This is a genomic window from Faecalibacterium longum, assembly GCF_040094125.1.
In the GTDB taxonomy this organism is placed as follows: Bacteria; Bacillota; Clostridia; order Oscillospirales; family Ruminococcaceae; genus Faecalibacterium; species Faecalibacterium longum.
In genome coordinates this window covers 15,865-36,212 of record NZ_JBBNIH010000097.1, presented here as the reverse complement: position 1 = coordinate 36,212, position 20,348 = coordinate 15,865, and the positions used below count along the sequence as shown (strand labels likewise).

The window sequence follows — 20,348 nt, the reverse complement described above, 5'->3', positions numbered from 1 at the left end:
CGGCAGCAGAAGCGCCAGCGACTTTCAGGAAATTACGACGAGAAATCATTTTTTTCATAATTGTTCTCCTTCTTCATCATGTGATATACACATTCCGCCTGGCAGCGGAAATGAGACGAAATAAATCAGACAGCCCTTACGCTCTCACCGACCTGCAGCTCAGGCTGGAGGGTGATCTTCTGGGCCGGGGCGCCATGCTCGATCTGCCGCACCAGCAGCTCGATGCTCTGGAGCGCGATCTGCTCGCCGGGCTGGACGATGGTGGTCATCACCGGCACGCAGTAACGGGACATCGAGATGCCGTCGAAGCCGATGACCGATACATCCTCCGGCACCCGGAACCCGGCGCTCACCAGCGCCCGGATGGCACCGAAAGCGATGACATCGCTCATGGCGAACAGAGCGGTGAACTCGGCCCGGCGGGCCAGCAGGCTGTTCATGGCGTGGTAGGCAGACTCGAAATCGTAGTTGGACAGGCCGTAGAGCCGATCGTCAAAGGTGAGCCCGGCATCCTCCATGGCATCCTGTGCGCCGAGGCGGCGCATCCGACTGGGGTAGCTGGTGGTCGGACCGCCGAGAACTGCTATCTTCCGGTGGCCCTGCGCGATGAGGTGGGAGACGGCGGTGCGGGCCGCAGCCCGGTCATCTACGCCCACCATCGAGAGGTTCGGGAAATCCAGCTCGTCGGAGACCAGCGTCGTCAGCACCGAGGGGACGGTGATGTTCGCAAAGCCCTGCTGGAAGTTCGCCACGCTGCCGCCGAGGAATATCATGCCTTTGGGCTTTATCTCCCGCAGGATCTTTTGGGCGGCGTCTATCTCGTTGGCATTCTCGTCCAGGTAGGAGACGATGCCGCTGTACCCGTAGAGGGTCGCGGCCCGCTGCAGCTGAACGAGGAAGTCCGAGAAGAAGAGGTTCCGGGTACCCTTGACCACAAAGACGAGGCTGCGGGACTGCTGGATCTTCAGCTGCCGGGCGTTGGTGTTTGGCACGAAGCCCGACTCCCGCATCATCTGAAGCACCTTTTCTTTCGTTTCGGGACGCACATCCGGCCGGTCATTGATGACGCGGGAGATGGTGCTGACGGAACAGCCGCTCAGACGGGCAATATCTTTGATGGTCATGTTCGGCATTCCGGGAAGCACCTCTCTTTCGGTCGAAGTTCTGGTTTTTACTGAAATCGCTCGGGAACGATGTCGGGAACGGTTTCAGTGACTATAGTATGGCATAATTTGTGGAATAAATCAATAACCCTGAAACACTTTTGGCAGAATTGCATAACAAATCGACCCTCCTTTGTGCAGGTTGATTTGCCCGCAGAGCGAAAAGCAAATTAATTCCCGGTAATTCCCGGTACACGTCAGAACCTCCCGGGACGACCGTACTCTTTTGTAACTTTTAGAGCAAAAAAGCGCGTTCTCATGCAGGATGGATACAAGCTGAACTGACGGGCCGGAGCAAAAATAAGCCGAAAAAATCCCGGTATCCCTGCCGCCGGAGCGGAAAGGATACCGGGAATGAGATTTTTGGAGTTTACTCGGCGCGCAGGGCTTTGACGGGGTTGCACTTGGCTGCGCCGCGGGCCGGGATGATGCCGGCCAGAATGGTGAGCAGGGTAGCCAGTGCCACGAGGAAGAGGGCTGCGTCTACGGGCAGGGAAGCAACGAGGGTTGAAGTGCCGGAGACTTTCTGGATGATGATATTTCCGGGGATGAGCAGTATCTCGCTGAGGACGATGCCCATGACGCCCGAGCAGAGACCGATGATGAAGGTCTCTGCGTTGAACACCTCGGAGACGTTCCGCTTGGAAGCGCCGATGGCGCGCAGGATGCCGATCTCCTTCCGGCGCTCGAGGACGCTGATATAGGTGATGACGCCGATCATGATGGAGGAGACTGCCAGCGAGATGGAGACGAAGGCCACCATCATGCTGCTTATCATGTTCACGATCTCGGTCACGCTGGTCATCAGGGTACCCACGAGGTCGGTGTACTGCACCATCTTTTCGTCTTCACCCTTTGCAGACATCCCGGCGTTGTAGGCATCCAGCTTTTCCAGGATGGTGGCCTTGCTGGCGAAGTCCTTCGGATAGATCTTGATCTGGCTGGGGGCGGCCTCGTCCGCGTAGCCGAAGGCCATCAGGTTGGCCTCATAGGTGGCGGAAGAGGAGCGGAGGGTGGAGCGCATCAGCTCGGTCAGCTCGGAGGTGGTCATGTTGAGCTGGATGGCCTTCTGGAAAGCCGACGCGTCGATCTTGATGGCGTTCTCCATCTGGCTGCTCAGCTTGCCGATGTTCTGCTGGATGGCCGTCTTGAGCTGGGACTGTATCTGGTCCTGGAAGGTGACGATGCCCTTCTGGATGGCAGCGTCCAGCTGGCTTTTCAGCACCTCTGTGATCTGGTCGGAGTAGGTCTCCATCACGGTCTGGATGGTGGTCTGCAGAGCGCTCGAGAGCTGGCCCTGCAGCTTGTCCGGGTCAACGAGGTCTTTCATGGACTCGGCCATCAGCTTCTGGAACTGCTCTGACTTGAGGTAGGCAGAAAAGCTCCACTTCTTGAAGTTGAGGATGCCGTTGCCGATGATATATTTCTTATAGTCCTTGAACACCTTATGCACGAGGTCCTGCAGGGCCTCCGGCGAGACGGAGAGGTCCAGCTCTGCAAAGGCATCGCTGAGGTCGATGTCGGGCAGCTCGTCGATGTCGAGGGTGAGATCCGAGAAGTCGATGAGGGTGCTCAAATCGAAACTGCCGCCGCTGAGGTCGAAGGCACCGTTCAAATCGAAGTCAAGGGCGTTGGCATCAAAAGAAAAGGCATTCTTGAGGGCGTCGGTGTCGATAGAGAAGAGGCTGGTCAAATCGAAGTTGCGGAGGCTCTCAGCCTTGCCGAAGCTCTCGCCGGTGAGGACGTTGGTGGCGGGGTCGGCCATCTGCTGCTTCACGATGTCGCTGTCGGCAGCGTCCTTCATGACCTTCTCGGTCAGGGAGGCGGGGTAGGCGATGCCGGAGGTGAGCATGGAAGCGGAGGCGGTGTAGTCCGGCTGGACGATGCCCACGATGGTGATGTCCTCGCCGTTCTCCACCAGCTGCTGCATATAGTCCTTGTCGTCGGCCTTGCTCTTCCAGATGCCGTAGGTGTCGTCGTAGACATAGGTGTCGGCGCTGTTCACCAGCTTGAACTTCAGGCCCATCAGCTCGTCGTAGCTGTAGGTGCGGAAATCGCTGGGGACATCGACGTTCTGGTTCTGGGCGAACTGCTGTATCATCTTGTCCAGCTCGGCGGAGTCCCGCAGACCCATGGAGTAGAGGGCGTAGTCGGTCACAGTGCCGTATTTGCTCAGCACGGCGACACATTCGGTGGGCTTTTCGGGCCAGCGGCCAGCCTTGACTTCGTACTGGGACTTATAAAGGTCGCTGTTGGCGGGCAGCTGATAGAAAACGCTGGTGTTGCTGCCCATGCTGTTCATCAGGCTGCTGGTGACGGAGGTGGAGCCGGAACCCGAGCTTCCCAGACCCAGCATCGAGAGGGTGGAGTCCGGGTTGACCTGATGCACACTGCCGTCGGCATCCTGCCGGTAGATCTGGGGCGAGACGCTGTAGGAATACTCGATGGAGGTGGCGTCATCCGCAATGGTGGACTCGTCGCTGTCGAGATATTTCTTTAAGGAAGTGAGGTCGTTGGACGTCAGGCCCGACACCATCTTGGTGATGAGCTGGCGGACCGAGACCATTCCCTCCACGCCGCCGGAGGTGTCCTTTTTGCCGTCCTCGTCGGTGGGCAGGCCGGTGGCTGTGGTGCCGCCGCTGCTGCCCGAGGACAAAAAGCTCGTGATGTCCACGCCGCTGCTCAGGATCTGCAGCGGGTATTCGCTCAGGGTGGAGCGCTCCATGTCGGCAATGTAGGCATTGACGCCGGTGGACAGCGAGATGATGAGGGCGATGCCGATGATGCCGATGCTGCCCGCGAAGGCTGTGAGCAGGGTGCGGGCCTTTTTGGTGCGCAGGTTGTTGAAGCTCAGGGCCAGCGAGGTGAGCCACGACATGGACGAACGGCCCATGTTCTTATGGATGGGAGGGGCAAGCTTTGTGTCGTCCGGCTCGAAAGGGCGGGTATCGTCGGTGATAGCGCCGTCCCGCAGACGGACGATGCGGTTGGCATACTGCTCCGCCAGTTCGGGGTTGTGCGTGACCATGACCACGAGGCGGTCTTTTGCCACATCCTTCAGCAGCTCCATGACCTGGATGCTCGTCTCGCTGTCCAGTGCGCCGGTGGGCTCGTCGGCCAGCAGGATGTCGGGGTTGTTGACGAGGGCGCGGGCGATGGCCACGCGCTGCATCTGGCCGCCCGACATCTCGGTGGGGCGCTTGTGGAGCTGGTCCCCGAGGCCCACCTGCCGCAGCGCCTCGGCGGCACGGCGGCGGCGCTCAGCGCCCGACACGCCCGAGATGGTCAGGGCCAGTTCGACGTTGGCGAGGACGGTCTGGTGGGGGATGAGGTTATAGCTCTGGAACACGAAGCCGACGGTGTGGTTGCGGTAGGAGTCCCAGTCCCGGTCGGTGTAGCGGCGGGTGGAGATGCCGTTGATGATGAGCTCGCCGTTGTCGTAGCGGTCGAGGCCGCCGATGATGTTGAGCAGCGTGGTCTTGCCCGAGCCGCTGGGGCCGAGGACGGCGACGAATTCGCTGTCGCGCAGGTTGAGGCTGACCCCGTTGAGCGCTGCCTGTGTCAGATCGCCGGTGGTGTATTTCTTTTCGATATTGATAAGCTGAAGCATTGGCCTGCCTTTCCGGCAGCAGAACGGGGGAGTGTCTGCTGACCTGTTCCGCCCGACATTTGTGGACGGAGAGGGAAACATAGTATCTGTTTGATTTTATCAGAAGAATATGAACAATTTATGTCGTAACGGGTGCCAAGTTCTGTGTTTTCTGCCGAAGGATGGAAAAGCGTTGCATCCTGCGCGGAAAAGCGTTCCAAACCAGGAGGATGCGGCAGATGTGTCTTGATTTTTGGAGCGGTTGATGGTATTCTTGAGACAATATCCATGTTAATATTTTCAGTGTTCCAAAATTCGACGAAAACTGACGCAAATTTGTCGTTGCAACTCCTTTCGACGCTCCATACAATTTTATACAGTATAGTATGAAGTAGTTTGTCCGGCATAAGTGGATGGGCCGGGCAGATGGGGTGAGGAGGATGCAGAATGAAACAGAATGTCCCATTGGTGAGGAGTTTTTCGGCGCTGGAACCGTATCAGGAGGCGTATACCCTTGCCTGTTCTCTGGAGACGGAGGGACAGGGCTGCTGGCTGACCGTGAGCCGGACAAAAGCTCCGGACGACCCGGCAGACACGGCCCGTACATGGGTCCCGGCCCCGGAAGAGGAATGCGGACGGCTGCTGCAGTTTTTGTATGAGAACTCGGTCCAGCCGGAGCTGTGGCAGGATGCTATTTCCTGCTGGTATCCGCAGGCGGAGCAGGCAGAAAACCTGCGGGAAGGGGGCGCGTCGTGTGAGTTATGAGGAACAGGACGTCATATGGCGCGTAGCTCTGGCCAGCTATGACCCCAGAGAGATGCGGGTATGGACACGCTATCTTGAGGAGCGCAACCCGGCCATCCGCTGTACGGGCTACCGCAGCAGCCGGACGCTGCTGGAACGGCTCGAGCAGGGCGATGTGGACGTTCTGGTGCTGGGCGGCAGACTGGAGGACATGGACAGCATCCAGTTCCTGCCCAAGATACGCGGCCTTGCCCGCAAGCCTCTGGTGCTTCTGCGGGACGACGGACGCAATGAGAAATCGGCTGTGGAGAGCCTGAGTCAGGAGGACGCATGCTACCTCATCCGTCAGGCCACACTGGAAGATATGCTGCAGGAGCTGCGCGTTCCGGCCCACCGCCCGGCGGAGAGTCTGGAAAAGCGCTGCGAGCGCATCTATCGCAGCTGGGGTCTGAGCACCTGCGATGCCAACAAGCGCTACCTGACCGGTGCGCTTCGGATGATGATGGGCTCTGACCACCGTCTGGCCATCCGCAAGGAGATATTAGGGCCTGTGGCGGAGGAATACAATCTCACCGTGGCGGCTGTGGACAGCGCCCTCCGGCGGCTACTGGAGACGTTGGACGAGACCGGTACCCAGACATGGCGGGATTTTCGAAAAGAGTATGGCTTAGAGCGCAGGAAGGTGACCATCGGCCGCCTGCTTTATGCGCTGGAAAGTAAACTGAGTCAGCAGTGAGGTGCTGACCACACGACGCGGAGGTAGAGCAGAATGCGCAGGCGAAACGATGGGGCAGGAGGCTCCCTTCGGGAGGAGTTTGGGGATGTGTGCTTCCATGCCCTTGGCATCATCGACCAGAACCGGGAATATCTGCAGATGCATCTGCTGGCGTCGGCCGACCTGCCCACCCGGCAGGCACTTTCGGACATCCAGATAGAGTCTGCCCGGCTGGACCGCACGGTACGCAATGCCATAACGCTTTATCAGCTGGAAAATGAAGAGCTGAGCGAGCTGCAGCCTCTGGAACTGTGCAGTCTGTTGGAAAAAGCGGGCCGTCTGGCCCCGGACATCCAGCGGTCACTGGAAATAGCGCTCACGACGGAGAGCGGGGGCATCGAGCACTGCACCGTCATGGGCGTTCCCGATGAGGCCGAACAGCTGCTGCTCCACCTTATCTCCAACGCGCTGCGGGCCTGCGATGCAGGCGGCAGGGTGTGGGTGAGCCTGAAACAGAAAAAGACCGGCGTCGTGCTCCGGGTGGAAGACAACGGCTGCGGCCTGATGGAGGAAGACCCCATCGAGAACAACCGCCGCTTCCTCAGCGGCGCAAAGCTGGGTCTCCGCATCTGTAAGCTCATCTGCCGCCGTGCAGGCTGGAAGCTGACGCTGACGGCCCGGCCGGGCGGCGGCACCCGGGCGCAGGTGGTGTTCCCGCTGGCCTCCTGCGAGGACATCCCGCCGGAAATGGAACTCCACTCCAGCGAGGAGAATGACATCCGCGCAGCGCGGTTCACAAGCCGGGCGGCACAGGAGCTCCTTCTGCTGAGGAGATATTGAACGAGACAAAAAGGCATCTGCAATGCTGCCCGGGACAGCGCAGCGCAGATGCCTTTGATTTTTGTGCGGGACAGGGAAGAGAGCAGAAAAATTGACAGACGGTAAAGAATCTTAGTAGAAACAGCTCGAAATCCACAGAAAAGTTTGCGAAATTAACAAAATGTTTAACTTTGCAAGATGATTTTACTGTTTTTAAGGTGTAAAATAATCCCGAATGATTGATTGTCAGCCGGATTTGGTTTATAATACCCATGTATGCGAGTCTGAAATTTGATTCGTTAGCAAACAACTTCTGCCCGGGCCGGAGAGCCCTGTGTGCAGAGGGAGAGTGCATTGTCCTTCAGGAGGAAAAACAACTGTGAGAGTAGGTCTTGACATCGGCAGCACTACCATCAAATGCGTGGTGCTGGATGAAAACGATACCCTTTTATATTCGACGTATGAGCGCCACTACAGCCACATTCTGGAAAAGGCGCAGGAGCTGCTGCGCCGCATCGACGCAGAGCAGCTGCATGGCCGGAAAGCGCTGCTCAGCATCTCCGGCTCCGCCGGTATGGGCTTGGCCGACAGCTGCGGCGTGCCTTTCGTGCAGGAGGTGTTCTCCACCCGCGTGGCGGTCAAAAAGTTCGTCCCTGCAACGGACTGCGTCATCGAGTTGGGCGGTGAGGATGCAAAGATCCTGTTCCTGACCAACGGCACCGAAGTCCGCATGAACGGCAGCTGCGCCGGCGGCACGGGCGCTTTCATCGACCAGATGGCGACGCTGCTCAAGATGAGTGCCGATGAGATGAACAAGGCGGCCGAACAGGCCACCCGTACATACACCATTGCATCCCGCTGCGGCGTTTTCGCCAAGAGCGACGTGCAGCCCCTCATCAATCAGGGCGCAAAGACCGAGGACATCGCGGCCAGCATCTACAAGGCCGTGGTCAACCAGACCATCGCCGGTCTGGCACAGGGACGCCCCATTCAGGGCAATATCCTCTATCTGGGCGGTCCGCTGACCTTCAGCACTGTGCTGCGCAAGAGCTTCGACGAGGCACTGGGCGTCACCGGTACCTGCCCCGAGAACAGCCTGCTCTACGTCGCGCTGGGCGCTGCCCTCTACGCCGACAAGGAGTTCGTCCTCTCGGACGTGGCCGCTGCGCTGGATGAGTATGCCGCCACGGCGACCTACGCCAGCGAGCCGCCCCTCTTCGCCAGCAAGGAAGAGTACGAGGCATTCCATGCCCGCCATATATCCCACAGCGTGCCGCGGGTGGCGTTCAGCGCTCAGTGCGGCCCGGTGCATATCGGCATCGACTCCGGCTCCACCACCGTCAAGCTGGTGGTCGTGGACGAGCAGAGCCAGATCCTCTACACCAACTATCAGCCGAATCTCGGCAACCCGCTGCCCCTTATCCGGCAGCAGCTGCTGAAAATCTATAAAGAGCACACCGGCCTCAAGGTGGCCAGCGTGACCACCACCGGCTACGGCGAAGAACTGGTCAAGAACGCTTTCCGCTGCGACTTCGGGCTCGTGGAGACCGTGGCCCACTTCACGGCAGCAAAATACTTCATGCCGGACGTGGACTTCATCATCGACATCGGCGGTCAGGATATGAAGTGCTTCAAGATCGAAGATGGTGCCATCAGCAACATCTTCCTGAACGAAGCCTGCTCTTCCGGCTGCGGCAGCTTTTTGCAGACCTTCGCGCAGGCACTGGGCTACGACGTCAAGGAGTTCGCAGCCCTCGGCCTCTTCGCCGACCGCCCCGTGGATCTGGGCAGTCGCTGCACCGTCTTTATGAACAGCTCGGTCAAGCAGGCCCAGAAGGACGGCGCGTCCATCGAGAATATCTCGGCGGGCCTGTCCATCAGCGTCGTCAAGAACGCACTGTACAAGGTCATTCGTGCGTCCAGCCCCGAAGAGCTGGGCCGGAAGATCGTTGTGCAGGGCGGTACGTTCTACAATGAGGCCGTCCTCCGCGCCTTCGAGAAGGAGATGGGCGTCGAGGTCATCCGTCCCGACATCGCCGGTCTGATGGGCGCTTACGGTGCGGCCCTCTTCGGTCTGCGCCAGTGCCGCAAGAACGGCCAGACCACCTCCGCCATGATGAGCGAGGAAGAGCTGGAGAACTTCGACCAGAAAGTCGTCAGCGTCAAGTGCGGCGGCTGCGGCAACCACTGCCAGCTCACCGTCAACACCTTCGCCGATGGCCGCAAGTTCATTTCCGGAAACCGCTGCGACAAGCCCGTCACCGGCAAGAGCGAGGACAACAGCCTCAACCTCTACGCTTACAAGCAGCAGCTTCTGGCCAGCTATAAGCCCGTGGCCGGAAAGCGCGGCTCCATCGGCATCCCGCTTTGCCTGAATATGTATGAGCTGCTGCCGTTCTGGCACGCCTTCTGGACAAAGCTCGGCTTTGCCGTCCACACCAGCCCGGTGTCCAGCCGCGGCCTCTATCTGGCTGGTCAGGCTACCATCCCCAGCGACACCGCCTGCTTCCCGGCCAAGCTCAGCCATGGCCACATCAAGGCCCTGACCCAGATGCATCTGGACGCCATCTTCTACCCCTGCCTGACCTACAACATCGACGAGGGTCTGGGCGACAACCACTACAACTGCCCCGTCGTGGCCTACTATCCCGAAGTCCTCGCCGGCAACTGCCCCGAGCTGAAAGGCCAGAAGTTTATCTACGACTACGTCGGCATCCACCGTCCGAAGGATTTCGTCCACAAGATGGTGAAGGACGTGCTGCCCAAGTATTTCGGCGGCATCTCCGAGAAGGAAGTGCAGGAGGCTGCCAACGCTGCCTACGCTGAGTATGAAGCCCACATGGCACAGATCCGGGTCAAGGGCAGCGAGATCATTGATGAGGCCCGCCGTCAGGGCAGGCGCATCATCGTGCTGGCCGGACGCCCCTACCATGTGGACCCGGAGATCAACCACGGCATCGACCACCTCATCACCCGCCACGGCGCGGCGGTGGTCACCGAGGACAGCATCTCCAACCGCGTGGAAAAGTTCCCCACCAGCGTGCTGAACCAGTGGACTTACCACAGCCGCCTGTATGCCGCCGCCAAGTACTGCACCACCCAGAACGATATGGACCTGGTGCAGCTGGTGTCCTTCGGCTGCGGCGTGGATGCCATCACCACCGATGAGACCCGCGAGATCCTGCAGGAGGGCGGCAAGCTCTACACCCAGCTGAAAATTGACGAAATTACAAACCTGGGTGCTGTCAATATCCGCCTGCGCAGTCTGTTCGCCGCACTGGATGAGCGAGACGAAGATAAGAAGTAACATAGGAGGAACCTATGGAATACAATTACCCCAAATTCACCCCGGAGATGAAGAAAACTCACACCATCCTCATCCCCAACATGGCCATCACCCAGTTCCGCCTGCTGGAATACGCCCTGCGCTACGACGGCTACAAGTGCGAGATCCTTGGTAACTGCGGCAGCGCTGTGGCGCAGCTGGGCCTGAAATATGTCCACAACGACACCTGCTATCCGGCACTGCTGGTCATTGGCCAGTTCCTCGACGCGCTGAACAGCGGCAAGTACGACCTCGAGCACACGGCCCTGCTCATCACCCAGACGGGCGGCGGCTGCCGTGCCTCCAACTACATCCATCTGCTCCGCAAGGCGCTGGTCAAGGCAGGCTATCCGAACATCCCGGTGGCCAGCCTGAACTTCTCGGGCCTCGAGAAGGACAGCGGTTTCCAGATGACTCTGCCTCTGGCCCGCCGGGCCATCGCCAGCGTGTTCTACGGCGATATGCTCTGCGCCCTGCGCAATCAGGTCGCTCCGTATGAGAACGAGAAGGGCGCTGCCGATAAGATGGTAGACCTCTGGGTCGAGCGCCTGGGCCGTGTACTGCTGGCGGGCAAGGGTTTCACCTCCCGTGAGATGAAGCACACCTTCCCCCTCATCGCAAAGGACTTTAAGTCCATTCCCGTCACCCGTGTGCCGAAGGTCAAAGTCGGCGTCGTGGGCGAGATCTACGTCAAGTACAGCCCGCTGGGCAACAACGACCTGCAGAAGTTCCTCGAGAGCCAGGACTGCGAGGTCAACTTCCCGGGTCTGATGGGCTTCGTGCAGTACTGCATCTTCAACATGGGCGAGGACCATGTCCTCTACGGCGGCAAGCTGGCCATGAAGATGGGTACCGACCAGCTGCTCAACTGGCTGGACAGCGTGGAGCGCTCCATGCTCAAGGCCGAGGCCGACGCCGGTTTCTACGCCCCCGGCCCCTTCAAGGAGCTGGTGGAAAAGCCCGAGGGCATCATCTCGCTGGGTGCCAAGATGGGCGAGGGCTGGCTGCTGACGGCTGAGATGATCGAGCTGGTACAGGGCGGTTACGGCAACATCGTCTGCGCACAGCCTTTTGGCTGCCTGCCGAACCACATCGTGGGCAAGGGCATGGTAAACAAGATCCGCGCGATGTACCCCAGCGCCAACATCACCCCCATCGACTACGACCCCAGCGCCACCAAGGTCAATCAGGAGAACCGCATCAAACTGATGCTGGCCGTAGCAAAGGAGCGTCTGAACGCTCCTGCCGAGGCGAAGCCGCTGACCGCCGAGGAGATCGCGGGCGGTGCGCCCAGCCTCTCCCACGTCTGAGAAACTACAGAAGAAACAAAAAAAGCCGCACGGTACAGTTTTTCGCTGTACTGTGCGGCTTTTCTTATGCGCCGGAGCGCTTATTTCTTGTGATACTTGCGGTCTTCCTGCTCATAGGCGGGCTCGCAGGTGAGGTACATCCCCAGACGCTTGATGGTGTCCGTATCCACGCTGGACAGGATGACCGTGGAGTGCATGTCGCAGCCCTTGAGCTTGGAGAGCTGCTGCAGAGCGACAGCAGCCGTCTCATTCTCGGCGGCAGAGCTGGACAGCGCGATCAGGATCTCATCGGTGTGCAGGCGGGGATTCCGGCTGCCGAGGTAGTTGGTCTTGAGGGTCTGGATGGGCTCGATGGCGCGGGCGGAGACCAAATCGATCTCATGGTCGATGCCGGCCAGCTTCTTGAGGGCATTGAGCAGGGCAGAAGAGGCTGCGCCCAGCAGGGGACCGTTCTTGCCGGTGACGACGGTGCCGTCCGGCAGCTCGATGGCGGCAGCGGGTGCGCCGCCGGTGCGCTCGGCCACGGCGTGAGCCTGCTTTTCCACGGCACGGTCGCCGACAGCCAGACCGGCCTGATTCAGCAGCAGCTCCAGCTTGAAGATCTCACTGTCCACGTTCTTGCCGATCTTGTGGTCGCAGAGGGCCTTGAAATAGCGGCGGATGATCTCGTTGCGGGAGGCCTCGCGGCAGGCTTCGTCGTCCACGATGCAGTTGCCGGCCATGTTCACACCCATATCCGTGGGGGACTTGTAGGGACTCTTGCCCGCGATGAGCTCGAACATCGCGTTGACCACCGGGAAGATCTCGATGTCGCGGTTGTAGTTGACGGTGGTGACGCCGTAGGCCTCCAGATGGAAGGGGTCGATCATGTTCACGTCGTTCAGGTCGGCGGTAGCGGCCTCGTAGGCGAGGTTGACCGGGTGCTTGAGAGGCAGGTTCCAGATGGGGAAGGTCTCGAACTTGGCATAACCGGCCTTGACGCCCCGCTTGTGCTCGTGGTAGAGCTGGGACAGGCAGGTGGCCATCTTGCCGCTGCCGGGGCCGGGGGCCGTGATGACGACGAGGGGACGCTGGGTCTCGATGTAGTCGTTCTTGCCGTAGCCCTCGTCGCTGACGATGCGGGCCACATCGTTGGGGTAGCCGGGGATCTTATAGTGGCGGAAGGTGCGCACGCCCACGCTGTTCAGCTTGTGCTCAAAGGCTTCGACCTCGGGGGCGGCGGTGTACATGGTCACGCAGACGCTGCCCACAAACAGGCCCATGCCCTGGAAGGCGTCGATGAGGCGGAGAACGTCGAGGTCGTAGGTGATGCCGTAGTCGCCGCGCACCTTGCTGCTGATGATGTCCTGCGCGCTGATGACGATGACGATCTCGGCCTGCTCCTTGAGCTGCAGCAGCATCTGCAGCTTGGAGTCCGGCTCAAAGCCCGGCAGCACGCGGGAGGCGTGGTAGTCGTCGAACAGCTTGCCGCCAAACTCGAGGTAGAGCTTGTTGTCGAACTGTGCGATGCGCTCCCGGATGTGCTGGGACTGCATCTGAAGATATTTCGCGTTGTCAAAGCCTTTTTTCATGGAATGCTCCTCTTCCTGATTCTACAACTTCATCTCCGGCACGTCGGTGGTGCGGCGGGCCGGAGGGTCACACAAACACTTTATAGTATAGCATACGACAGGCTTCGGCGCAATTATTTTTTGAGGGCTTCCTCGTGCTCCAGGTGCTCAAATTCTTCCAGCTCCTCGATGTCCTCTTTCAGGAACATCAGGCAGAAGCTGATGAAGAGCAGCAGGCAGGAAAGCCAGATGGCCCGGCTGCCCATGGGGGCCAGTGCAAGGCTGCCAAGGCCGGCACCCAGCGCGAACAGGAAGATGATGGCGAAGTAGTGAATCGCCTTGCCGAAGGCTTTGGTGTTGCCGCCCACCAGCCATGCGCAGAGGGAATCCATGCCGCTGCGCAGATTGCCGATGCACATGGTGCTGGCGAAGGCATAGCCGTTCACCTTGCGGAAGGATTGTACCTGCATGGCGCAGGAGAAGGAGACGAGGGAGTTGGCCAGAAGATTCAGCTCCTGCGGCAAAAAGCCCACGACGAAGAGCAGCAGGATCTCGAACAGCACCACCAGCTGACGCCAGTGGAGCCACTGCATCCGCTTGAGCTTGAGGCGGATGAACTCAGCCACAAAAATGCCCAGTGCAAAGGCGCAAAGGGGAATCAGGTAGCGCAGTGCCTCGCCCCACTTGCCCGCAAACAGCTTGACGGCCATCAGCACGATGTTGCCGGTCTGGGCGTTGGCGAAGACCTTGCCGCGGTATAAATAAGTATAAACATCCTGTAAGCCGCCTGAGACGGAGAGAAACAGAGCGGTAATAAAAGCTTCGGACATCTGTCCGTGAGGTTTGAGAGATGGCATAAAAGCTCCTCCTTCTATCCAGAAAATAATTCCATGCCATACTATAGCGCAAAACCGGCGTTTTGTCAAAAACTTCGCCATATTTTTTATAGATAATGACGATTCCGGGCGGGTATCGCAGGATGCGCTTTGTTTTGCAATGCGGCGCAGACTGTGGTAGAATACAGAAAATAGCTTTTTTCAGGAGAAGGAGGGGCTTTCTGTATGCCCAATATCATCGAGATCACGGATTTCCACGCACCGGAGCTGGACCCTTATGCCCGGCTGACCCAGAACCAGCTGCGCAATCGCCTCGAGCCGGAGAAAGGCATCTTTATCGCCGAGAGCCCCAAGGTCATCGACCGTGCGCTGGACGCAGGCTACAAGCCCGTGTCCCTGCTGATGGAGCGCAAGCAGATCACCGGCCCGGCAGCGGGCATCCTGAGCCGCTGCGGCGACGCGCCGGTGTACACGGCAGATCGGGAGATGCTGGCAGAGCTCACCGGCTTTGAGCTGACCCGGGGCGTGCTCTGCGCCTTCCGCCGCCCGGCACCCCGCCCGGTGGAAGAACTCTGTAAAAACGCCCGCCGGGTGGCCGTGCTGGAGGGCATCGTGGACTCCACCAATGTGGGAGCCATCTTCCGCTCGGCGGCGGCGCTGAACATGGACGCTGTCCTCATCAACCCTTCCTGCTGCGACCCGCTCTGCCGCCGCGCCGTCCGCGTCAGCATGGGTACGGTGTTCCAGGTGCCCTGGGGGCAGCTGGGCGAGACCCCGGCAGACTGGCCGGAGAAGGGGATGGACATCCTCCACTCCCTCGGCTTCAAGACCGCCGCGATGGCCCTCAGCGACCGCTCGGTGAGCATCGACGACGAGCAGCTTGCAAAAGAGCCGAAGCTTGCCATCGTGCTTGGCACCGAGGGCGACGGCCTCGCCGCCGACACCATCGCTTCCTGCGACTACACGGTCAAGATACCTATGTCCCACGGCGTGGATTCGCTGAATGTCGCTGCCGCCAGCGCCGTTGCGTTCTGGCAGCTGGGCAAACAATAAACGAAAAAGGAATGCCTCCCCGCCGGGGAGGCATTATTTTTTATGCTCAGATACTTGCTAAGAATCGCTCAAAGCCTGCGCGGCCTGCCGTGTCCATCTTGTAGACGCCGGCGTCTACGAGGACTTCGGCAAAGACATGGCCGATCTCGTCCTGCACGATGGTGTGGACATTTTCGGCGTTCAGCTCCGGATGGCGGGCGAGGATGTCCATCGCCCACTCGGCGTGCTTCTGGATGTTCTCGCCGTACTCAGCGGCGGGGGTGTGGGCCACGAGGGCGGCTTCCACATCGGTCATCTCGGCTTTCAGGCGGCTGGGCAGAACGGCCAGACCCATGACCTCGATGAGGCCGATGTTCTCCTTTTTGATGTGGTGGAGCTTTGCGTGGGGGTGATAGACGCCCAGCGGATGCTCCGGCGTGGTGATGTTGTTGCGCAGCACCAAATCCAGCTGGAACCTGCCGTCCCGCATCCGGGCGATGGGGGTGATGGTGTTGTGGGGTTCGCCGTCGGTCTCGGCGTAGACAAAGCAGCTCTCGTCGGTGTAGCCCCGCCATGCGGTCAAAATCTTATCGGCCAGCTCCACAAGGCGCTCGTCGTCGTCGCAGGTGAGGCGGATGCAGCTCATGGGCCAGTGGACGATGCCGGCGTCCACGTCCTCAAAGCCGGGGAAGACCCACTTCTTCTCGATGGGCGCTTTGGCCATGGCGAACTCGTAGTGGCCGCCCTGGAAGTGGTCGTGGCTCAGGATGCTGCCGCCCACGATGGGCAGGTCGGCGTTGCTGCCCACGAAGTAGTGGGGAAAGAGGGCCACGAAATCCAGCAGCTTGCGGAAGGTGGAACGCTCGATCTTCATGGGGGTGTGCTGGCTGTTAAAGACGATGCAGTGCTCATTGTAGTAGACATAGGGGCTGTACTGGAAATTCCACGCACTGTCGTTGATGGTCAGCGGGATGATGCGGTGATTTTCCCGGGCGGGATGGTTCAGCCGACCGGCATAGCCCTCGTTCTCCACGCAGAGCTGGCACTTGGGGTAGGCGCTCTGAGGAGCCAGCTTTGCGGCTGCGATGGCTTTGGGGTCTTTTTCGGGCTTCGACAGGTTGATGGTGATGTCGAGGTCGCCATAAGAAGTCCGGGTCACCCACTTGACGTCCCGCTTGATGCGGTAGCGGCGGATGTAATCGGTGTCCTGGCTGAACTTGTAGAACCAGTCGGTGGCGGCCTGGGGGCCGTCGGTCTCGTACCGCTCTTCGAAGTTGGCGCGGACGATGCTGGGGCGGGGCGTCAGCACACCCATGAGCCGGGTGTCGAAGAGGTCGCGGGCCGTGGGGCTGTCGTCGCAGACGCCCCGGGCGACGGCATCGTCCACCAGCGTTTTCAGGATGCTTTCGAGGTCGGCGTAGCAGACGTCGCCCTCCGGCTCTGTGAAGCTGTCGAGCTGCATGGTCATGAGCAGCTGGTTGCGGATGTAGATCTCGTCGTCAGGCAGGATGAGGCCGGTGTCCAGACCGTAGTTGACGAGCTGCTGGATGGCAGTGGAGATCACAGGACAGCGCCTCCTTCCGGGCGGATAGACAGGACGTGGCAGCGGCCCTCGCCGAGGATGGCTTCCATACCGGCCTTGAACTCATCCAGCATCTCCACAGGCACGAAAGCCTGCACCGTGCCGGCGAAACCGCCGCCGTGGACGCGGACAGCGCCCTTATCGCCCAGCAGATGCTTGGCGGCAGCGATGGTCACGCCCACTTCCTGATGCTCCTTGTAGCCTGCGGGGATGACGTTCTGCAGATACTCCCAGCTGCTGCAGCCGGACTCGTTCACGAGGGAGAGGAAGGTGCCGAAGTCGCCATCGTGGAGTGCGGCCACCTGCTTTGCCACACGGTCATTGTCGGCGTAGACGTGGAAGGCACGGAGGACGGCGCGGTCGCCGCACTGCCTGCGGCACTCGGGCAGCTTTGCAAGGAAGGTCTCGAACGGCACATCCCGCAGCACCTCGCCGCCGCAGACAGCGGCCACGGCGCGGCACTCAGCCGGGATGGCGGCGTACTCGTCGGTCAGATCGGCGTGGTCTGCGCCGGAGTCGAGGATGCAGAGGGCCAGACCAGCCTTGGAGAAGTCCACAGCCACCGGCTCCACCACGGGCTTTGCGGGGCTGGCAAAGTCGATGGTGATGATGTTGCCCACGCTGGAAGCCATCTGGTCCATCAGGCCGCAGGGCTTGCCGAAGTAGACGTTCTCAGCCCACTGGCCGATCTGCGCGATGGCGATGGGGGAGACCTTCTCGGTCATGAAGCAGTCGTTCAGGATGACGCCGATGAGCACTTCAAAGGCGGCAGAAGAAGAGACGCCGCTGCCCTTCGGCACGTTGGAAGAGATGTAAACGTCCAGACCGGCCAGCTTTGCGCCCCGCTGGGTGAAGGCGGCGCACTCGCCGCGCAGCAGAGAGGCGGTGGTGTTCTCCTCTTCCTTGCGGGCCTCGAGGTCATTCAAATCAATGACGCACAGATCATAGCCCTCGCTCTGGACGCGGAGCTGGTTCTTGTCGTTGGGGGCTGCGGCGGCGATCATGTCGATGTTCACGCTGCCGGCCAGCACTCGGCCATGCTGGTGGTCGGTGTGGTTGCCGCCGATCTCGGTGCGGCCCGGTGCGCTGTAAAGGCCGGCCTCAGCGTGGGAGCCGAAGGTCTTTTCCAGCCCGTCCAGCACGGCGGCGTAACGGGCGGCTTCAGAGGCCGTCTCGGCGGGAGCACAGCAATACAGGGAGGCGAGGCGTGCGGCGTGGACGCCGTCGGACAGCTCCTGCTTCCATACGGGAATGGACTTCATCATGGAATCTTCCTCCTGACAGACAGATACTTTTTTGTTTCGTGTGGGCGATACAGCCCGCTTCTAATCCTATAGTAAAGGATTTGTCCGGAAAAAACCATGTGTTATTGTTGCATCTCAATGAAAAGTTGCAAAAAATCCCCGCCGAGGCTGTCCGGCGGGGATGCAAAATAAAAATCTCGGATAAATTACAACTGAGACAAAAGTTTTTTCAAAACCGGAAAAGCATTGTATAACTGCGCCAAAACTTCCCGCTGCCGCGTCCCGGCGGGGGAGCGGGCCGCGATATGGAGAAACCTTACTGCGGCGGGCAGTGCAAAAGAAAAGGCCGCGATCCACTTTTCCAGCGGAGCGCGGCCTTCTTATTAAGGGAAGAAAATTATGATGTCAGGCGGAAGACGAGGGAGCAGCGCCCTCCGGCCCGGGAACACAGGGAAAAATTACTGCATCAGGCTGCAGACGGCCTCGGCGTAAGCGGCGGGGTCATCCACGGGCAGGCCCTCGATGAGCTGTGCCTGTGCGTAGAGCAGAGCGCTGTACTTCTTGAGCTTCTCAGTATCGCCAGCCTCCTGTGCGGCTTTCAGCACAGCGAAGACGGGGTGGTTGACGTTCAGCTCCAGCACCTTGTCGCTCTTGACGCCCTCACTGCCGGGCTGCTTGGACAGCACCTTCTCCATCTCGATGGACAGCGGGCCGTCGGCGGACAGGCAGACGGGGTGGTCCTTCAGGCGGGTGGAGACTTTGACCTCCTTGACCTTGCCATCCAGAGCGTCCTTCATGGCGTCAAACAGAGCCTTGTTGGCGGTGGTAGCCTCTTCGGCGGCCTTCTTCTCGTCCTCGGTCTCAAGGCCCAGATCACCGCTGTTGACGTTCTTGAACTCGACGGTGCCGTCCTTGCCCTCGGCATCCTTGCGGGGATAGGTGCGCATGATCTGCAGGCAGAACTCATCCACATCCTCGGTCAGGAGCAGGACGTCATAGCCCTTGTCCATGACCAGCTCAGCGGCAGGCAGCTTTGCCAGACGGTCGGTGGAGTCGCCGGCGGCGAAGTAGATGTACTTCTGCTCGGCGGGCATCTTGTCCACGTACTCCTGCAGAGTGACCATCTTCTGCTCCTTGGCAGACCAGAACAGCAGCAGGTCGCGCAGCAGCTCGGCGTGCATCCCGTAGTCGGAGTATGCGCCGAACTTCAGCTGACGGCCAAACTCCTTCCAGAAGCTCTCGTACTTCTCGCGGTCGTTGGCCAGCATGGCGTGGAGCTCGTTCTTGATCTTCTTTTCCAGAGCGTTGTGGATGAGCTTGAGCTGATTGTCCTTCTGCAGCATCTCACGGCTGATGTTCAGGCTCAGATCCTGGCTGTCCACGATGCCCTTGACGAAGCTGAAGTAGTCGGGCAGCAGGTCGGCACACTTCTCCATGATGAGGACGCCGGATGCGTACAGAGCCAGACCCTTTTCGTAGTCCTTGGTGTAGAAGTCATAGGGGCGGTGGCTGGGCACGAAGAGCAGGGCGTTATAGTTTGCAGTACCCTCGGTGCGGCTCACGATGACGCGGGCGGGGTCGGCGTAGTCGCTGAACTTATCCTTGTAGAAGTTTGCATACTCCTCGTCGGTGACTTCGCTCTTCTGCTTCTTCCAGATAGGCACCATGCTGTTCAGAGTTTCCAGCTCGGTGTAGGTCTCCCACTCGGGCTTGTAGTCGTCGGGCTTGGGGTCGGGTTCGGGCTTCTGACGGCTCTTCTCCCGTTCCATCTGGATGGGGTAGCGCACATAGTCGCTGTACTTCTTGACGATGGCCACGATGCCGTACTCGTCGAGGAAGTTATCGTAGTTGTCGGTCTCCGTGTCGGGCTTGATGTGGAGGATGATGTCGGTACCGGCAGTCTCCTTCTCAGCAGGCTCAAGCTCATAGCCGTCAGCACCGCTGGACTCCCACTGCCAGGCCTCGTCGGAGCCGTAAGCCTTGGAGATGACCGTCACTTTGTCGGCCACCATGAAGGCAGAGTAGAAGCCGACACCGAACTGACCGATGATGTCAATGTTCTCGTCCTGGTTGTCCTTCTTGAAGTCGAGGGAGCCGGAGTGGGCGATGGTGCCGAGGTTCTGCTCCAGCTCTTCCCGGGTCATGCCGATGCCGTTATCGGAGATGGTCAGGGTGCGGCTGTCCTTGTCGCGGGTGAGCAGGATGCGGAAATCGCCTTTGTTCATGCCGACGGAAGTGTCGGTCAGGCTCTTATAATACAGCTTGTCGATGGCGTCCGAAGCGTTGGAGATCAGCTCGCGCAGGAAAATTTCCTTGTTGGTGTAGATGGAGTTGATCATCATGTCCATCAGCTTTTTGCTCTCGGCCTGAAATTCTTTTTTCGCCATAATACAAAACCTCTTTTTATCAGATTTTAGCGTCCCGGCGGCGGAACTGCCC

The 20,348-nt window shown here is 59.8% G+C and carries 14 protein-coding genes; 6 read left to right on the top strand and 8 right to left on the bottom strand.

From position 1 onward, the window contains the following. The 3 genes from AAAU26_RS14530 to AAAU26_RS03455 form a co-directional block, all read right to left on the bottom strand. Positions 1-49 (bottom strand): twin-arginine translocation signal domain-containing protein (locus tag AAAU26_RS14530; protein WP_431834271.1); only part of this gene is annotated, 49 nt, incomplete at its 3' end. A gap of 76 nt (positions 50-125) precedes the next feature. Then, the gene (locus AAAU26_RS03460; protein WP_149794289.1) at positions 126-1,133 is read right to left on the bottom strand and encodes a LacI family DNA-binding transcriptional regulator; all 1,008 of its coding nucleotides are present in this window, start codon (positions 1,131-1,133) and stop codon (positions 126-128) included. Between the two features lie 400 nt (positions 1,134-1,533). After that, entirely contained in the window at positions 1,534-4,773 is a 3,240-nt protein-coding gene (locus AAAU26_RS03455) for an ABC transporter ATP-binding protein/permease (RefSeq protein ID WP_227618741.1), read from the bottom strand. 426 nt (positions 4,774-5,199) lie between these two features. Between AAAU26_RS03455 and AAAU26_RS03450 the strand changes: the two genes are divergently transcribed. The 5 genes from AAAU26_RS03450 (at position 5,200) to AAAU26_RS03430 (ending at position 11,665) form a co-directional block, all read left to right on the top strand. Then, positions 5,200-5,517, top strand: coding sequence for a hypothetical protein (locus tag AAAU26_RS03450; protein ID WP_158396985.1), 318 nt, complete (start codon positions 5,200-5,202; stop codon positions 5,515-5,517). Continuing rightward, positions 5,507-6,232 (top strand): response regulator, encoded by a 726-nt coding sequence (locus tag AAAU26_RS03445; protein ID WP_227618740.1) that lies wholly within the window; start codon positions 5,507-5,509, stop codon positions 6,230-6,232. Before AAAU26_RS03450 ends, AAAU26_RS03445 begins: the two co-directional genes overlap by 11 nt. Before the next feature lie 33 nt (positions 6,233-6,265). Continuing rightward, positions 6,266-7,051, top strand: a complete 786-nt coding sequence (locus AAAU26_RS03440; RefSeq protein ID WP_227618739.1) for a sensor histidine kinase — start codon at positions 6,266-6,268, stop codon at positions 7,049-7,051. 358 nt (positions 7,052-7,409) lie between these two features. Beyond that, positions 7,410-10,337 carry an acyl-CoA dehydratase activase gene (locus AAAU26_RS03435; RefSeq protein WP_320443571.1) on the top strand — a complete coding sequence of 976 codons (2,928 nt, stop codon included), beginning with the start codon at positions 7,410-7,412 and terminating at the stop codon, positions 10,335-10,337. 14 nt (positions 10,338-10,351) lie between these two features. After that, positions 10,352-11,665 (top strand): 2-hydroxyacyl-CoA dehydratase, encoded by a 1,314-nt coding sequence (locus AAAU26_RS03430; protein WP_158403502.1) that lies wholly within the window; start codon positions 10,352-10,354, stop codon positions 11,663-11,665. Between the two features lie 80 nt (positions 11,666-11,745). Here AAAU26_RS03430 and AAAU26_RS03425 read toward each other — a convergent pair whose 3' ends face one another. Next, a complete protein-coding gene (locus AAAU26_RS03425) occupies positions 11,746-13,236 on the bottom strand; it encodes a DUF1846 domain-containing protein (protein ID WP_158396994.1) in 1,491 nt (496 codons plus the stop codon). Positions 13,237-13,349: 113 nt separating this feature from the next. Next, positions 13,350-14,072: a YoaK family protein gene (locus AAAU26_RS03420; protein ID WP_227618738.1), complete on the bottom strand. Its 723-nt coding sequence runs from the start codon at positions 14,070-14,072 to the stop codon at positions 13,350-13,352. Positions 14,073-14,276: 204 nt separating this feature from the next. Here AAAU26_RS03420 and AAAU26_RS03415 point away from each other — a divergent pair, with 204 nt between their 5' ends. Next, on the top strand, positions 14,277-15,104 hold the full coding sequence (locus AAAU26_RS03415; RefSeq protein WP_158403499.1) for a TrmH family RNA methyltransferase: 828 nt from the start codon (positions 14,277-14,279) through the stop codon (positions 15,102-15,104). Between the two features lie 46 nt (positions 15,105-15,150). Here the strand turns inward: AAAU26_RS03415 and galT are convergent, their stop codons facing one another. The 3 genes from galT to htpG all read right to left on the bottom strand — a co-directional run bounded on the left by galT (position 15,151) and on the right by htpG (position 20,296). After that, positions 15,151-16,647: a UDP-glucose--hexose-1-phosphate uridylyltransferase gene (galT, locus tag AAAU26_RS03410; protein WP_227618737.1), complete on the bottom strand. Its 1,497-nt coding sequence runs from the start codon at positions 16,645-16,647 to the stop codon at positions 15,151-15,153. After that, positions 16,644-17,930, bottom strand: coding sequence for a galactokinase (locus AAAU26_RS03405; RefSeq protein ID WP_158397001.1), 1,287 nt, complete (start codon positions 17,928-17,930; stop codon positions 16,644-16,646). The genes galT and AAAU26_RS03405 overlap by 4 nt, the downstream gene beginning before the upstream one ends. Positions 17,931-18,367: 437 nt before the next feature. Next, a complete protein-coding gene (gene htpG, locus AAAU26_RS03400) occupies positions 18,368-20,296 on the bottom strand; it encodes a molecular chaperone HtpG (RefSeq protein ID WP_227618736.1) in 1,929 nt (642 codons plus the stop codon). Positions 20,297-20,348 lie beyond the last annotated feature (52 nt).

Coding starts and splice junctions, on each gene's coding strand:
- AAAU26_RS03460 (WP_149794289.1), bottom strand. CDS start 1,133: ATGCCGAACATGACCATCAAAGATATTGCCCGTCTGAGCGGCTGTTCC.
- AAAU26_RS03420 (WP_227618738.1), bottom strand. CDS start 14,072: ATGCCATCTCTCAAACCTCACGGACAGATGTCCGAAGCTTTTATTACC.
- AAAU26_RS03415 (WP_158403499.1), top strand. CDS start 14,277: ATGCCCAATATCATCGAGATCACGGATTTCCACGCACCGGAGCTGGAC.
- htpG (WP_227618736.1), bottom strand. CDS start 20,296: ATGGCGAAAAAAGAATTTCAGGCCGAGAGCAAAAAGCTGATGGACATG.
- AAAU26_RS03430 (WP_158403502.1), top strand. CDS start 10,352: ATGGAATACAATTACCCCAAATTCACCCCGGAGATGAAGAAAACTCAC.
- AAAU26_RS03405 (WP_158397001.1), bottom strand. CDS start 17,930: ATGATGAAGTCCATTCCCGTATGGAAGCAGGAGCTGTCCGACGGCGTC.
- AAAU26_RS03425 (WP_158396994.1), bottom strand. CDS start 13,236: ATGAAAAAAGGCTTTGACAACGCGAAATATCTTCAGATGCAGTCCCAG.
- AAAU26_RS03455 (WP_227618741.1), bottom strand. CDS start 4,773: ATGCTTCAGCTTATCAATATCGAAAAGAAATACACCACCGGCGATCTG.
- AAAU26_RS03450 (WP_158396985.1), top strand. CDS start 5,200: ATGAAACAGAATGTCCCATTGGTGAGGAGTTTTTCGGCGCTGGAACCG.
- AAAU26_RS03440 (WP_227618739.1), top strand. CDS start 6,266: ATGCGCAGGCGAAACGATGGGGCAGGAGGCTCCCTTCGGGAGGAGTTT.